Below are 12,787 nucleotides of genomic sequence, written 5' to 3' on the forward strand. Positions count from 1 at the left end.
GCCATCGCATCAAGAAATGCGCCTGGAACGACGACTATCTCATCAATGCCATCACTCATATGCGATAGCCCTGCCCGCAAGGGGGGGAGATCGGCAGCTTCGCCGACGGCGCCTACTCCGGAATGTTGAGGTGGAAGTTCCAGCAGGCGTTTGGGCGGCGCCGACATCGGGAATTGGTCATACCCGGTTGACCGGATAGACCGGCTTGCCGCCGCGCAGGACCGATGCGACATCGGCAAACACCTTGTTGCGAACCTCGGCGTAAGACTGGGTCGAGTAGTGCGCCGCGTGTGGACTGACCAGGACGGCGTCCAGCGCCAGCAGCGGATTGTCGGGCGAAGGCGGCTCCCGATCGAACGTGTCGATGCCGGCGCCTGCCAGATGGCCGCGCCGGATCAAATCCGCCAAGGCGACCTCGTCGACCAGGCCGCCGCGCGACACGTTGATGAGTATCGCCCCTTCCTTCATCCGCGACAGGGCTTGTGCCGACATGATGTTTCTGGTTTCCGGTGTCGCGGGAACGTGCAGCGAGACGATGTCGGCCCTGGCTAGCAGCTCGTCGAAGCCGACCGGTTCGGCACCGCCGGCGGTAATGCGCTCGGCCGGCAGATGCGGGTCGTAGGCGATGACATGGTAGCCGAAGACCCGCGCCCGCTCGGCAGTTAGGCGTCCGATCTGGCCGAAGCCGATCAGGCCGAGGATCTGCCTGTCGGGCCGCGTCATGCCGGCGCCATCGGTCATTGCAGCCCAGCGGCCGGCGCGCACTGCGCTGTCGAACTGCTTCAGCTTGCGCGTCAAGGCCAGGATCAGGGCCATGGCGTGGGTGCTGACTTCAACCAGGTTGGCGTCCGGCACATAGGTTACCTGAACACCGGCACGGCTGGCGGCCTCGACGTCGATCGAGTCGAGCCCTACGCCGAACCGCCCGATGACCTTGAGGTTCTTCAGTTCCGCCAAAACGCGAGCCGTGATCGGCTCTCGCAATACCATCAATGCGTCGGCGTTGCGGCAGTGTTCGATCAGGGCATCTTCCGTGAGCAGCGTCCTTTCGACAAACTCGACGTTCAAGCCGTCAAGGTAGCGCAGCTGCTCTTCCTCGACTGACAATACGCCGTCGGTCTTGATGATCTTCATGGCAAACTCTTGCTATGAGGCGCTGCGCGCCGAGGCGACGCCGGCGGCAAGGCCGGCGCCGAGAAACATCGTGTCGCTGGCCAGCATGTAGAAGCTGATGCCGTGCCGCGACCATTTGCCGACATCATCCGCCGAAGGGCGAAAGATGCCGACGGCCTTGCCGGCCGCGCGCGCCGCGGCCGCGATCCTGATAATCGCGGCATTGAGCTTGTCCTGGCCGGCCGGCCCCATGGCGTCGATCGAGACCGACAGGTCGCCGGGGCCAATGAAGACCACGTCGACGCCGTCGACCTGGACGATGTCGTCGACGTTGGCCAGGCCCTCTGCCGTCTCGACCTGGATGGCGACCGTCAGGACGTCGTTGGCCGATTTGAGGTAGTCCGGAATCCTGTAGCCATAACCGGCGGCGCGGCCGGGGCCGACACCGCGGGCGCCGACCGGCGGGTAACGGCAGGCCATGACCGCCATGCGGGCTTGCTCGGCCGTGGAGACGCGCGGTACCAGGACGCCCGACGCGCCGGCGTCGAGCGCGGCCGCCATCCACTCCGGCGTGTGGCCGGGAACGCGCACCATCGCGGGAACCTTGTGGACATCGGCGGCGCGGACCAGATCCTCGAGCCGTTCGCGGCCGATCTGCGAATGCTCCCAGTCGATGCACAGGAAATCGACCCCGCTCGCGGCCGCCACTTCGACCGCCACAGGGTGCGGGATGGCGCAGAAGGTGCCGATGAGGCGATCGAGAGAAACACATTTCTTGCGAAAGTCGTACATGAAATCTCCAGAAATTTTCGGCGTCGGCAAAACCTGTTTGCGCTATGTGGCCCTTGACGAAGGATGCACGGCTTCCGTCGACATCGGGAAATGCCGGCTGCCGCCTGAAAACGGCGGGAATGTCTTGTAGTCGGCGCGCATCTCCAGCCTCGCCGGCGATTGCAGCGCGTGCGTCAATGCCGCGGGACTGTCGAACATGACACGATTGCGCTGCATATGGTCGATCCGCGGCCAGGGCAGCGATCCGCACCAATCCAGTCGCGACAGAACCTCGATGTGGCGAATGCCGGGGAAGCCCCGCATCAATTGCGGATGATGCGTCACATAGTGGTGGAGCCAGACATTCATGTCTTCGGCCGGCCCGGGATAGTGGACAAGATAGCTGCAGGGCAGCCCGGACGTCTTGACGCCAGCGTCGTCGACGGGAAACGGACGCACGCACATTGCCTGTTGCGTCGGCCTCGAAGCGGCGATGCTCGACAGCATACTGGGTGCGGCAAGCGCCTGCAGATGGCCGGACGGCGCTAGCGCCGCCTCCATGTGCGCCAGTTCGTCGAAATAGAGCTGGAAGCCAAAGACCGGCGGTGGACCATCGTTGTTGAACATGTCCGTCGCCACCTCGGGCAGATAGATGTTTGCAAGCACAAGGCCCGGCGTTGACGCGATCACACGCCGCACAGCGTCAACGTCTTCACCGGCGATGGCCAAATTTGCCTCGCGGTCCTCATGGAAGAAAGCAAGATAGGCAAAGCGCATGTGGACACCTGCTGGTTCGACTAGATCAAATTCGGAAGAAAGAGAGCGATCTGCGGAAAGAGGACAATCAGCAGGATCAGCAAAAGCGTCAGCGCGATGTAAGGCGCCGCTGACATGGCAACCGTCTTGAGCGATGTGCCTTTCGGCGCAACGCCGATCATGATGAACAGCAGCAGACCAAACGGCGGCGTGGTGAAGCCGACCTCGTAGGCGAGCAGCAGGATCAGCCCGAACCATACGGGCTCGTAGCCGAATTGCTGGGCGATCGGCAGAAAGATCGGCAGCGTGATCAGCATCATCGAGACCTGATCCATGAACATGCCGAGCAGCAGGATGACGAGCACCATCATGAGCAGCATGGGATACGGTCCAAGATCGTAGCCGACGATGAACTGGATAAAGCCGTTGGAGGCGCCGGAGAAGGCGAATATCTGCGAGAACGTCGTCGAGGCCGAGATGATCAGGAAGGTCATGCCGGTGACCTTCATCGCGTCGTCCAGCGACTTCCAGACAACCGACCAGCTGAACCGTCGGTAGACGAACAACAATGCGAAGACGGCGGCACAGCCGAGTCCCGCCGATTCCGTCGGCGTCGCTATCCCAAGGATGATCGTGCCGACCACCATGAACACGATGACGCTCATCGGAATGATGTTGACGGCGACCGCCCTCACCTTCTCGGCCGCGGGAACGGCGGGTACCGGATAGTGCGGAGCGGCGTCCGGATCGATCTTCGTCTGCGCGAAGATCAGCGCCGCGTACATGACAACGAGCAGCAGCCCGGGCAAAGCCCCCGCTATGAGCAGCGCGCCGACGTCGATCTGGGCCAGCGAGCCGAGCAATACGGCCAGCGAGGATGGCGGGATGATGACGGCAAGGCTTCCGGCGCCAAGCACCGGCCCGTAGGCCATGTGCGGCTTGTAACCCCGCTTCAGCATCTCCGGCACCATCAGCGAGCCCATCATGCCGGTATTGGCGAGGCTCGAGCCCGACAGCGCGGAAAAGATCGTGCCGGCGGCGAGGACGACATAGGCAAGGCGTCCGCGCAGATTGCCGACGCACAGGTCGAGCGCGTAGATGACTTTCTCGCCCAGGCCGGAGCGGAAGAACAGGCTGCCCATGACGAGAAACATCGGCAGCGGAGCAAGCGCATAGGTCGAGACGGCGTCGGAGAAGTTGGCGACCATCTGCGTCACGCCGATCGAACCGCCGAAGAACAAGTATAGCCCGATCACATTGGTGACGAAGAATGCGAAGGCGACCGGCAGCCCAAGCCCCATCAACACCAGGATGGTGCCAACAAGCACGGCGAATGGAAACAGCCAGGCCACCGGTCAGAGCCCTTCCATTTCCAGCGGATCGAGGGTGTACAGCGTGTCACGGCCGAGCAGATATCTGAGCCATTCCAGCGCCGAGAGGTAGAAGGCGAGCATGATGGGCAGAAAGACCAGCCATTTCGGCATGTCGAAACTGCGCGTTTCATATTCGCCGCCCGCAACGGCACTTGTCAGGGAAGACAGAGCGACGCTGCCGAGGTAGAGGCTGACGCCGATGCAGGCGAGATAGACCAGCTTTTCAAGCACCGCCCGTGCCCGCACCGGCAGCGCCTTGCGCAGGAACTCGACGAAGACATGGCCCTTGCTGTGGACCAGCCATGGCATCGGCAGGAATGCCGCGTAAAGCAGGCCGTATTCCGTCGCCGATACTGCCCAGGCAAGCGGCCTCAGGCCCAGATTGCGGACGCATACATCGGCGACCACCGCGACGATGATGAGGCCAAGCACCACTTTTGCCGCCGCCGCCAACGCAAGGCTCAGCTTCCCAATCGCTGCAAACAATCTGTCCATGCCCGACGACCCTCATGTCCACCTTTGCCCCCCTTTGATGGAGGGCGCGCAAAGCGCCCTCAGCTCGGGCTACTGGAAGAATTTCTTCAACTGATCGATGTTGGTGGGATCGCGTTTGGCCATTCTCGCCCAGCTCGCCTGTGTGGCAGCCGCCAGGAATTTGTCGCGGCCGGCGCCGGTCAAGCTGATCACCTTCTGCCCGCCGGCGATCATCGCCTGTGCCTGCTTTTCGGACTCGGCAAGGTTGGCGTCATAGCTCGCGCGCTCGTACTCGACAGCCGTGTCGGCAAGCAGCTTCTGCGCCTCGGGCGACAGCGTGTCCCATTTGGCCTTGTTGATCGAGATCAGCACATCGGTTTTGAAGAATTGCGGGTCGACACGGTATTTTGTGAATTTGTCCCAGCCGAAGGACGCATAGCCAAATACGGTATAGGCGTTGGCATTGACGACGCCGCGCTCGAGCGAGGTATAGACGTCTCCCGGTGCTTGCACGATGACCGTCGCGCCCAGGGATTCGAGGAAATCGCGATAGAGCGGCGACGAACGTATCTTCAGGCTGCTCCAGTCGATGCTGCCTTCGCTGTTGAGCTTGGGTTCGTCGATGGTGAAGACGTTGAAGCCCGAGCCCGCGTCGACATGCGCCAGCAGATGGGCATTGGCCTTCTTCTCGAAAATCCCGCTGATGAAGTCCCAGCCGCCATTCTCGCGAATCTCCCACGGCGTCTTCGTCGATGCTGAGAAAACCTCGCCTTCGGGCACGAGCTCGAGGAACTGCCCTGCCGGTGTATCGATCACATCGATCAGGCCGCTCCTGAGCGCCGCGCCCTGCTGGATCGGCGGAATGACCTCCGGCCCGCCGCGCACATTGATCTGGACCACGCCCTTACCCTTTTCGTTCACCTTCTGAACGAACTTCAGGAAGCTCTGGGCGTAGCCATTCTGCGTCGGCGTGAAATGCACGGCGTTGAGGACGACCTCTTCGGCCGTGGCGATACCCGCTACACCCGACATCAGTGCAGCCAGAACAAGGGATTTCCAAATGCGCATTGCCGTACTCCCTCTGATAGATTCACTTCGCCGGGGCCCATCATCGGGCCGATCTGAAATTGCACGCTGCGCCGGCACACGAACGGCGGTTAGTTGACATCGTCTCCTACTGTCAGGAACCGCCCATGTGCGTAGAAGACCGGCGATCGGTGAGCGCGGTCCAGCGCAACGCCTGAGACGATGCCGATGACGATCATGTGCGACGCCCGCACGATGATTTCGGCGACCCGGCATTCGAACATTGCCCGCGCGCCGACAAGCAAGGGCGCGCCGGTTTCGCCGCGCACCCATGATCCGGACGAGAACCGCGCGGCGCCCCTGGCTTTGGTCAAGCCGCCAAAGGCACGCACAACGTTCTCCTGGTCGCCGGCTGGCAGATTGACCGAAAAGGGCAAGCCTTCGCGAATGGCCGAGGCAAAGGTGCTGCTGCGGTTGACACAGGCCAGCAGGGACGGCGGCTCGGCACTGAACGAGCAGAGTGCTGTCGCCGTGATACCGCAAAAGCCGATCTCGTCATGCTCCGAGGCGAGGATGGCGACGGAGCCCGCCACGGCCCGCATCGCCTGCTTGAAGGCGCGCGGATTGATGGCGTCGTGCCCATCCACCCATAGCGTCGGAATGGCGGCCGCCGGCATCAATTTACCCGAAGCCCGGCCTGGCGCATCAGCGGCAGCACGCGGTCGCAGAAGAAGGGCAGTTCGTAGGTGTAGTTGACGAATGTGAGGGCGGCGCCGGAATAACCCTGTTCCATGATCTTGGTGAGATCGTCGACGATCTTTTCCGGCGTGCCGATGAGCGGGAAGGTTCCAGCACCGCCGGCGAACCTTTGCCGATATTCGGTAAACGCCTTCGCATCATGCGAGTTCGCGAATTCCTTCTTCTTGCGCATATGCTCGTCGACGGCGCCCTCGTCCGCGCATTCCAGCGCGTAGTGCCGGTAATAATCCTCGGCTTCCTGCTGGGTCTCCCGGCAGACGACGTGACAGACCGTATAGACGCCGACTTCGCGTCCGACTTCGGCAGCTCGGTTGGTGATGTCGACCACATGCGCACGGCCGTCGGCGATTTCGGAAAAAGTCGAAAACAGATAGTCGCAGTGGCGCGCCGCATAGTTGCGCCCCGGCGCGCCGAAGGCGGCGTTCATGGTCACCGGTCGCGGCGCCTGCAGGCTCGGCGGCCGGCTGACGACACCCTTCAGATCATAGAACTCGCCGCTGAAGTCGAACGGCTCCCTCGATTGATAGGCACGCACGATGATGTTGATCCATTCCTCGGCCTGATCATAGGTCCGCTCGCCGACCGTCTGCCCGAACATGGCGAACTCATCCGGGTTCCAGCCGCAGACGATGTTCAAGCCGGCACGCCCGTTGGAGATGTGGTCGACCGTCGCCAGCGCTTTTGCAGCCTGCAGCGGATGAACCAGCGGCACATGCACCGTCATGAACAGGCCGATGTTTTCCGTGGCGACAGCAAGACCCGCCGCCCAGGTGAAAGTCTCGAACGACCATTCCCGCACATGCGTCAAACCGCCGAAGCCGCGCCAACGGGCGATCGGTAGCAGAAACTCGAGGCCGGCGCGGTCGGCGATGCAGGCAGAATTGAGGTTGTCTTCCCAGCGGGCACGCCAGCGCTCGGGAACGGTGGTCATTGCCAGGCCGCCATCGGCGTTCATCGAAAAGACGCCAAGCTTGAACCTGTTCGGCCCTTTCAGCGGGTGCTGCTTCCTGATCATGATTTCCCCCGCTGCGACATGCTCTCACCTTCACCGCTGGAATGTTGAGCCGGTGGGCTCAGCTTCATGAAACGCTCCTCGGCGTTCTGAATGAAGTGCGTCATGCGGTCGTAGGCGGCGACGGCGTCGCGCTTGACGAATGCCTCGTAGATGGCGCGCATGCCGGCCACGACGACGGCTTGTGTCGGCTGGTGAGACAGCGTCCTTAAACGGACGACGAGCACGTGGTCGGCGAAGCGGGCAATCGTTTGCGAAAGGCGCTCGTTCTCGACCGCGCCGAGCCAACAATTCCTGAATGCCGAATTGGCCTGGAAAAAGCGGTCGGCATCGCCGGCGGCGGCCGCAGCCTCCGCTTCCCGAAGCGCGGCTGCCAGTGTCTTGAGGTCAGCGGCGCCGAGTGTCCGTGCGGCGTGAGCGGCGGCCCGCGGCTCGAGCAAGCGGCGGACCTCGAAGATGTCGGCAACATCCGTTGCGGTAAGTGTGGGCAGCGTGAAACCGCGTGTGGTGCCGACGAGGTAGCCCTCATGCACCAACTGCATCAAGGCGTCGCGGACAGGCATTCTGGAAATACCGAGCTGGGCGGCAATGTCGACATCGACGAGCTTCTGGCCAGGCGCCAAATCGCCATGCTGTATCGTCAGCCGGATTTGTTGATAGACCTGGGCACGCAGATTGCCATCGCCAACCCGTTTGAGCTCTATCGTTTCCGTCATCCACGCCTTCCCATGCGAAGATTTCGTATATCGTTTGAGGCTGGTGTTCTCGCAGCGATCCGTGAAATGCAGCCACATATCGATGGAATTCGATCTGCAGGCCATGTTCCAATGCGAAGTGGAGCACAGGCTGGATCGGCTGGCAAGATGTTTTAAGTTTATAGTGTATACTGTTTTGGCTCGCTGTCCGGTGGGCAGAGGATCGCGCCATCCGTGCTGCCACGCCGCGCGACGGCGGGACAGCTGACGATCGGCGCGGTTCGGTAAAAAACGTACAGACGTTTTCCCGTGACACATCGAAGCTGGCGGATTTAACTAAAATTACTTGCGATCTGCGCGCGCCGGCACGCCCACCCGATCCCCTCGCCGGTGCGCATTACTGGATCGCCCGCCGTATCGAAAGGTGCGGCGGGCTTTTCGTTTCGTTTGGCGGGGAGGCGCTTATGCGAGACTTGCCCAGGAATATCGACGCTGACGTCGTGATAGAGATCAGCAAGCTGCTCGACGATCGGGCGAAGTCGGTGCCGGTGCCAGTCCATAAACTTGCAGCGATGATCCGGCTGAGCATCGAGACCCGCCTGACCGATCAATCCATCGAGGAACTGATCGTGGAAATGGCCGCGACGCGGGGGCTTGCGATGCTGTTCGACTTGCCGGTGGTCCCGGTGGTAAATGTCGACAATGTCGTGCCGATTGCCTTGGCGCGACGTCCCCGCTGACATTTCGCTCGAGCTCTACCGATCTCCGCCTCGCTGCCCAACTTCACTTGTCCTGATGCGCGGGCCGAGTGTCGCCTTTCTTTTCGGGGTCGTGGGTATGATGGCTGTCGCGTTCGCCGCCGCCGCCGGAGACCTTGCTGTGGCTGCGACGGTCGGGCGCGGCCGGCGGCTTGTCGACGCTCAGCGGCTTCTTGGCGTTTTCGTGCGCGGCGCCAGGACCGCCCTGGCGGATGCTGGCAGGCGTTTTCTTCGACGTGGACATGACCTAGCGATCTTGGACGTTACCTTGATGGGTAGTGTTGACCTTCGTATTGCCTTGCTGGCCCTGCTTGTCGGGATCCGGAACGGCAGATTGCGGTGCCTGGTCGGCCGCTACCGATTTTTTGTCACCGGCGCCCTTTGGGCTCTGATTCTTCGGCGGCACAGGGGGAGGTTTTGTGCTCATGGCGTTTCTCCTTCCGCCACCCAAACAAGCGGCTCGGGAGAAAGGTTCCCGAGGGTCCGATACGAACGGCGATTGCCGCAACGAGCCGGGTCCACGGGCCGTGGCTTGGCCGGCGGGCGGCCGGCACAATCCAGGACTATTTCTTGATGATGTTTCCGTTGTTCAGGTCGAAGGCCTGGGCGCCGAAAGCCTGCCGGAAGAAATCCTCCTGCAGATCGCCCCATTCGCCGAGATAGGCGCCGCAATTGCTGCAATAGATCGGCGTCGAATCCTTCGCGTTGTCGGGAATCTCCATCAGGATCGTCCCGCACGCCTTGCAATCGAGCTTGTCATCCAAACGGCGGCCCATTGGCCAATAATTGCGCGTTTTCAGCTACGCGCCAATTGTCGTTTTCGTACGAAACCGCGAACGGTACGTTTTCCACCTGCAGGCGGGCAGTAGGCTAACGGTCCGCGGGATTTCCGAAGGCAGGATCGCGCCGCCTCGAATACGTCGCCACCCTCGGCAGCTCATCTGGAAAGTCGACCCAGGGAAGCCTCATGTCCCAGTATGCATGGGCCTGTGGCGGAAAGCGTTCGGGGTGGTCGAGGAAGCCGATCGCCAGATAGAGTTCGTTGGGCAGGCCCTGGTCGATATAGCCGATCGATGTTCCGCAGTCCGCGCAAAAGGACCGGAGCACGCCGGGGGTTTTCGAAAAAGTCTTCAGTGTGCCGGTGAGCAATGTGAATTCAGAAGGCCGATAACCGACCCACACCGTTAGCGGGCTTCCTATCGCCTTGCGACAGTCGTCATCATGATCGGAGCAAACCCAGAACGGCTCGCCGCGCATTTGCGCCGTTATGGCGCCGCAAAAACAGGAACCCGTTTCAGTTCGTGGCATTGGCTAACGTCATTGCTGGACCGGCCTTCATTGCTGGCCCGGCATTTCGGTATTTTCCCTGGGGTTCTTCTTGATGCCGGCGGCAGGCGAGGTGTCGGCTGGAGCATTGCCACCCTGGTTCTGCTCAGGGGCTCTTTTGAGCGGCGAGGTTTGCCAGCCCATATCGCCGTACAAAAAGCCTATGAGAAAGCCGACGATGATGATGGCCGGAATCACCATTGCAATTAACGCGTTACGTCGCTCCATTTCGTACGGCTCCTTTCTTCGAGCCGAACAAGCGATGGCGGAAATGGTTCCGGTTAGACGGACGGCGTGACGGGACGGAGCCGGCCGGGAACATTCAGCCTCACGGCGGGTTCGTATGAGTGCTCTTCTACAGGGAGTGGCTTGCATGAGACCCGCCGTAACCGATCGCATCGAAACTAAGAAATACAACCACCCGACAGGCGGCTGGGGATCGCTCAAATCCCTGGTCCGCAAGGCGCGAGGCGAAGGCCTGCTATTGTCCGGGATATGGAGCACGCTGCTCAAGCAGAACAAGGCCGACGGCTATATGTGCGTGTCTTGCTCATGGGCAAAGCCGGCCCAGCCGAGGCCTTTCGAATTCTGTGAAAACGGCGCCAAGGCCACGATGTGGGACCAGACCAAGCTGCGCTGCGAACCCGCATTCTTCGCCGAGCACTCGGTGACCGAATTGCTCGACTGGCCGGACCACGATCTGGAGAAGCAGGGCAGGCTTACCGCACCCATGCGCTACAATGCCGCCACCGACCGTTACGAGCCGGTTTCCTGGGACACTGCATTCCGCGACATAGCTGCCGAATTGCGGCGGCTCGATCCCAAATCGGTGGTGTTTTACACGTCCGGCCGCGCCTCGCTCGAGGCCTCGTTCATGTACCAGCTTTTTGCGCGCATCTATGGGTCTTCGAACCTGCCCGATTCGTCCAACATGTGTCATGAATCGACGTCGGTCGGCTTGCCGGAATCGATCGGCTCGCCGGTCGGGACCGTACAGCTCGAAGACTTTGCGAAATGCGACATGATGTTCTTCTTCGGGCACAACACCGGGGTGACGGCGCCGCGCCTGCTGCATCCGCTGCAGGAGGCACGTCAACGCAACGTGCCCGTCTTCACTTTCAATCCCTTGCCCGAGCGGGGACTGAAGCGCTTCAAGAATCCGCAAAACCCCGTCGACATGCTGTCGCCCGGACCGGGCACAAAAATGTCCAGCGACTTCTTCCAGGTTCGTTCGGGCGGCGACATCGCCGCCATGACGGGTATCGCCAAGGCGTTGCTGGCCCTCGACGACGCCGCCCGCGAAAGCGGCAGGACGCGTGTCCTCGACACGGCTTTCATCGCCGAACACACGCATGGCTTCGCCGAGTTCGAAGCCTTCCTGCGCACCACCCAGTGGAGCGATATCGTCGCGCGATCCGGCGTTGCGCAGGCCGATCTGGAGCACGTCGCCGAGGTCTACAGCCATGCCAACGCCGTGATCGGCAATTACGGCATGGGCCTGACCCAGCATCGGCACGGCACCGAGAACGTCCAGATGCTGTGCAACCTTTTGATGATGCGCGGCAATATTGGAAAACCCGGCGCCGGCATTTCGCCGCTGCGCGGCCATTCCAACGTCCAGGGGCAGCGCACCGTCGGCATATCGGAAAAGCCCGAGCTCGTCCCGCTCGACAAGTTCGCCGAGTTCTACGCCTTTGAACCGCCGCGCGAGAAAGGTCTCGATACGGTCGAGACCTGCGAGGGCGTCATCGACGGATCGGTCAAGGGCTTCGTCGGGCTCGGCGGCAATTTCGTGCGGGCGGTTCCGGAAACCGGCCTGGTCGAGAAAGCCTGGCGTGGGCTCGACCTGCATGTCGAGATCGCGACCAAGCTGAACCGCAGCCATCTGATCGCCGGCCGGACAACCTATTTGCTGCCGTGCCTTTCACGGCTGGAAAGAGATCATCAGGCGAGCGGCGACCAAAGGGTGTCGGTAGAGGATTCCACTGCCTGTATCCACGGCTCGTTCGGGTCGCGACCTCCGGCTTCGCCACATCTGCTTTCTGAGCCCAGGATCGTTGCCGAGCTTGCCAAGGCGACAGTGCCGGGCAGGAGTTCGATCCCATGGGATGAGTGGGTTGGGGACTATTCCCGCATCCGTGACGAAATCGAGCACTGCTACCCCCAACATTTCCGCGACTTCAACAAGCGTTTCCTGACGCCCGGCGGCTTCCACCGCGACATCAAGGCGAGCAAGCGTGTGTGGGAGACGCCTAACAAGAAGGCCAATTTCAAGCTGCCGAGTGGCCTTGAAACCGACCCTGACATCGATGTCTCCGGCCGCGATGTGCTGACACTGATCACGGTGCGCTCCAACGACCAGTTCAACACGACCGTCTACGGCTACAACGACCGGCTGCGCGGCATCAGCGGCACACGCATGGTGCTGTTGATGAATGAAAAGGACATCCAGCGCCTCGGTTTGAGCGCGGGACAGGAGGTCGATCTCGAAGCCAATGCGCAAGATGGTGTGGAGCGCCGCGTGCACGGGCTGCGCATCACGCCTTTCTCGGTGCCGGAGGGAAATTGCGCCGGTTATTATCCCGAGCTCAACCCGCTGGTTCCTTTGTGGCACAGAGCCGAGAAGGCTCATGTTCCGGCGGTCAAATCGATACCGGTGCGGATATTGCCATAGGCGTTCGTTGTTCGCGGCAGGCACGCACCACGCCGATGTGATCTGGCACG

16 protein-coding genes are annotated in these 12,787 nt (G+C 61.8%); 2 read left to right on the forward strand and 14 right to left on the reverse strand.

Annotation, left to right across the window (positions count from 1 at the left end):
• Nucleotides 1-177: 177 nt before the first annotated feature.
• The 9 genes from NKH21_RS28660 to NKH21_RS28700 form a co-directional block, all read right to left on the reverse strand.
• A complete protein-coding gene (locus NKH21_RS28660) occupies nucleotides 178-1,134 on the reverse strand; it encodes a C-terminal binding protein (protein ID WP_352660426.1) in 957 nt (318 codons plus the stop codon).
• A 12-nt stretch (nucleotides 1,135-1,146) separates the two neighbouring features.
• Entirely contained in the window at nucleotides 1,147-1,905 is a 759-nt protein-coding gene (locus tag NKH21_RS28665; protein WP_352660423.1) for an HpcH/HpaI aldolase family protein, read from the reverse strand.
• Nucleotides 1,906-1,947: 42 nt separating this feature from the next.
• A complete protein-coding gene (locus tag NKH21_RS28670; RefSeq protein ID WP_352660420.1) occupies nucleotides 1,948-2,661 on the reverse strand; it encodes a hypothetical protein in 714 nt (237 codons plus the stop codon).
• A 20-nt stretch (nucleotides 2,662-2,681) separates the two neighbouring features.
• Nucleotides 2,682-3,992 (reverse strand): TRAP transporter large permease, encoded by a 1,311-nt coding sequence (locus tag NKH21_RS28675; RefSeq protein WP_352660417.1) that lies wholly within the window; start codon nucleotides 3,990-3,992, stop codon nucleotides 2,682-2,684.
• A gap of 3 nt (nucleotides 3,993-3,995) precedes the next feature.
• Nucleotides 3,996-4,508: a TRAP transporter small permease gene (locus NKH21_RS28680; RefSeq protein WP_352660414.1), complete on the reverse strand. Its 513-nt coding sequence runs from the start codon at nucleotides 4,506-4,508 to the stop codon at nucleotides 3,996-3,998.
• A gap of 69 nt (nucleotides 4,509-4,577) precedes the next feature.
• Nucleotides 4,578-5,555 carry a TRAP transporter substrate-binding protein DctP gene (gene dctP / locus NKH21_RS28685; protein WP_352660411.1) on the reverse strand — a complete coding sequence of 326 codons (978 nt, stop codon included), beginning with the start codon at nucleotides 5,553-5,555 and terminating at the stop codon, nucleotides 4,578-4,580.
• Nucleotides 5,556-5,644: 89 nt separating this feature from the next.
• On the reverse strand, nucleotides 5,645-6,190 hold the full coding sequence (locus tag NKH21_RS28690; protein WP_352660408.1) for a flavin reductase family protein: 546 nt from the start codon (nucleotides 6,188-6,190) through the stop codon (nucleotides 5,645-5,647).
• Nucleotides 6,190-7,284: an LLM class flavin-dependent oxidoreductase gene (locus NKH21_RS28695; RefSeq protein WP_352661291.1), complete on the reverse strand. Its 1,095-nt coding sequence runs from the start codon at nucleotides 7,282-7,284 to the stop codon at nucleotides 6,190-6,192. Before NKH21_RS28695 ends, NKH21_RS28690 begins: the two co-directional genes overlap by 1 nt.
• Nucleotides 7,284-8,297: a GntR family transcriptional regulator gene (locus tag NKH21_RS28700; protein ID WP_352869222.1), complete on the reverse strand. Its 1,014-nt coding sequence runs from the start codon at nucleotides 8,295-8,297 to the stop codon at nucleotides 7,284-7,286. The genes NKH21_RS28695 and NKH21_RS28700 overlap by 1 nt, the downstream gene beginning before the upstream one ends.
• 146 nt (nucleotides 8,298-8,443) lie before the next feature.
• Between NKH21_RS28700 and NKH21_RS28705 the strand changes: the two genes are divergently transcribed.
• Nucleotides 8,444-8,719, forward strand: a complete 276-nt coding sequence (locus NKH21_RS28705) for a hypothetical protein (RefSeq protein ID WP_352660402.1) — start codon at nucleotides 8,444-8,446, stop codon at nucleotides 8,717-8,719.
• 43 nt (nucleotides 8,720-8,762) lie between these two features.
• On the opposite strand, the gene NKH21_RS28710 is transcribed toward NKH21_RS28705, so the two are convergent.
• The 5 genes from NKH21_RS28710 to NKH21_RS28730 form a co-directional block, all read right to left on the reverse strand.
• Nucleotides 8,763-8,981, reverse strand: coding sequence for a hypothetical protein (locus NKH21_RS28710; RefSeq protein WP_352660399.1), 219 nt, complete (start codon nucleotides 8,979-8,981; stop codon nucleotides 8,763-8,765).
• A 3-nt stretch (nucleotides 8,982-8,984) separates the two neighbouring features.
• Nucleotides 8,985-9,164 carry a hypothetical protein gene (locus NKH21_RS28715; protein WP_352660396.1) on the reverse strand — a complete coding sequence of 60 codons (180 nt, stop codon included), beginning with the start codon at nucleotides 9,162-9,164 and terminating at the stop codon, nucleotides 8,985-8,987.
• A 136-nt stretch (nucleotides 9,165-9,300) separates the two neighbouring features.
• Nucleotides 9,301-9,459 carry a hypothetical protein gene (locus tag NKH21_RS28720; RefSeq protein WP_352660393.1) on the reverse strand — a complete coding sequence of 53 codons (159 nt, stop codon included), beginning with the start codon at nucleotides 9,457-9,459 and terminating at the stop codon, nucleotides 9,301-9,303.
• A 148-nt stretch (nucleotides 9,460-9,607) separates the two neighbouring features.
• Complete coding sequence (locus NKH21_RS28725) at nucleotides 9,608-10,045, reverse strand: GFA family protein (protein ID WP_502903342.1); 438 nt, start codon at nucleotides 10,043-10,045, stop codon at nucleotides 9,608-9,610.
• A 27-nt stretch (nucleotides 10,046-10,072) separates the two neighbouring features.
• Nucleotides 10,073-10,291, reverse strand: a complete 219-nt coding sequence (locus NKH21_RS28730) for a hypothetical protein (protein WP_352869227.1) — start codon at nucleotides 10,289-10,291, stop codon at nucleotides 10,073-10,075.
• A 145-nt stretch (nucleotides 10,292-10,436) separates the two neighbouring features.
• On the opposite strand from NKH21_RS28730, the gene NKH21_RS28735 reads away from it, so the two are divergent.
• Entirely contained in the window at nucleotides 10,437-12,737 is a 2,301-nt protein-coding gene (locus NKH21_RS28735; protein WP_352660384.1) for an FdhF/YdeP family oxidoreductase, read from the forward strand.
• The last annotated feature ends 50 nt before the right edge of the window (nucleotides 12,738-12,787 follow it).

It is taken from the genome of Mesorhizobium sp. M1329 (assembly GCF_040318035.1).
Taxonomy (GTDB): domain Bacteria; phylum Pseudomonadota; class Alphaproteobacteria; order Rhizobiales; family Rhizobiaceae; genus Mesorhizobium.

What these genes read in the sequence shown, in the direction of transcription:
- NKH21_RS28670 (WP_352660420.1), bottom strand. Translation starts at nt 2,661, where the DNA reads ATGCGCTTTGCCTATCTTGCTTTCTTCCATGAGGACCGCGAGGCAAAT.
- NKH21_RS28680 (WP_352660414.1), bottom strand. Translation starts at nt 4,508, where the DNA reads ATGGACAGATTGTTTGCAGCGATTGGGAAGCTGAGCCTTGCGTTGGCG.
- NKH21_RS28735 (WP_352660384.1), top strand. Translation starts at nt 10,437, where the DNA reads ATGAGACCCGCCGTAACCGATCGCATCGAAACTAAGAAATACAACCAC.
- dctP (WP_352660411.1), bottom strand. Translation starts at nt 5,555, where the DNA reads ATGCGCATTTGGAAATCCCTTGTTCTGGCTGCACTGATGTCGGGTGTA.
- NKH21_RS28730 (WP_352869227.1), bottom strand. Translation starts at nt 10,291, where the DNA reads ATGGAGCGACGTAACGCGTTAATTGCAATGGTGATTCCGGCCATCATC.
- NKH21_RS28715 (WP_352660396.1), bottom strand. Translation starts at nt 9,164, where the DNA reads ATGAGCACAAAACCTCCCCCTGTGCCGCCGAAGAATCAGAGCCCAAAG.
- NKH21_RS28705 (WP_352660402.1), top strand. Translation starts at nt 8,444, where the DNA reads ATGCGAGACTTGCCCAGGAATATCGACGCTGACGTCGTGATAGAGATC.
- NKH21_RS28725 (WP_502903342.1), bottom strand. Translation starts at nt 10,045, where the DNA reads ATGCCACGAACTGAAACGGGTTCCTGTTTTTGCGGCGCCATAACGGCG.
- NKH21_RS28665 (WP_352660423.1), bottom strand. Translation starts at nt 1,905, where the DNA reads ATGTACGACTTTCGCAAGAAATGTGTTTCTCTCGATCGCCTCATCGGC.
- NKH21_RS28700 (WP_352869222.1), bottom strand. Translation starts at nt 8,297, where the DNA reads ATGTGTCACGGGAAAACGTCTGTACGTTTTTTACCGAACCGCGCCGAT.
- NKH21_RS28710 (WP_352660399.1), bottom strand. Translation starts at nt 8,981, where the DNA reads ATGTCCACGTCGAAGAAAACGCCTGCCAGCATCCGCCAGGGCGGTCCT.
- NKH21_RS28660 (WP_352660426.1), bottom strand. Translation starts at nt 1,134, where the DNA reads ATGAAGATCATCAAGACCGACGGCGTATTGTCAGTCGAGGAAGAGCAG.
- NKH21_RS28720 (WP_352660393.1), bottom strand. Translation starts at nt 9,459, where the DNA reads ATGGAGATTCCCGACAACGCGAAGGATTCGACGCCGATCTATTGCAGC.
- NKH21_RS28690 (WP_352660408.1), bottom strand. Translation starts at nt 6,190, where the DNA reads ATGCCGGCGGCCGCCATTCCGACGCTATGGGTGGATGGGCACGACGCC.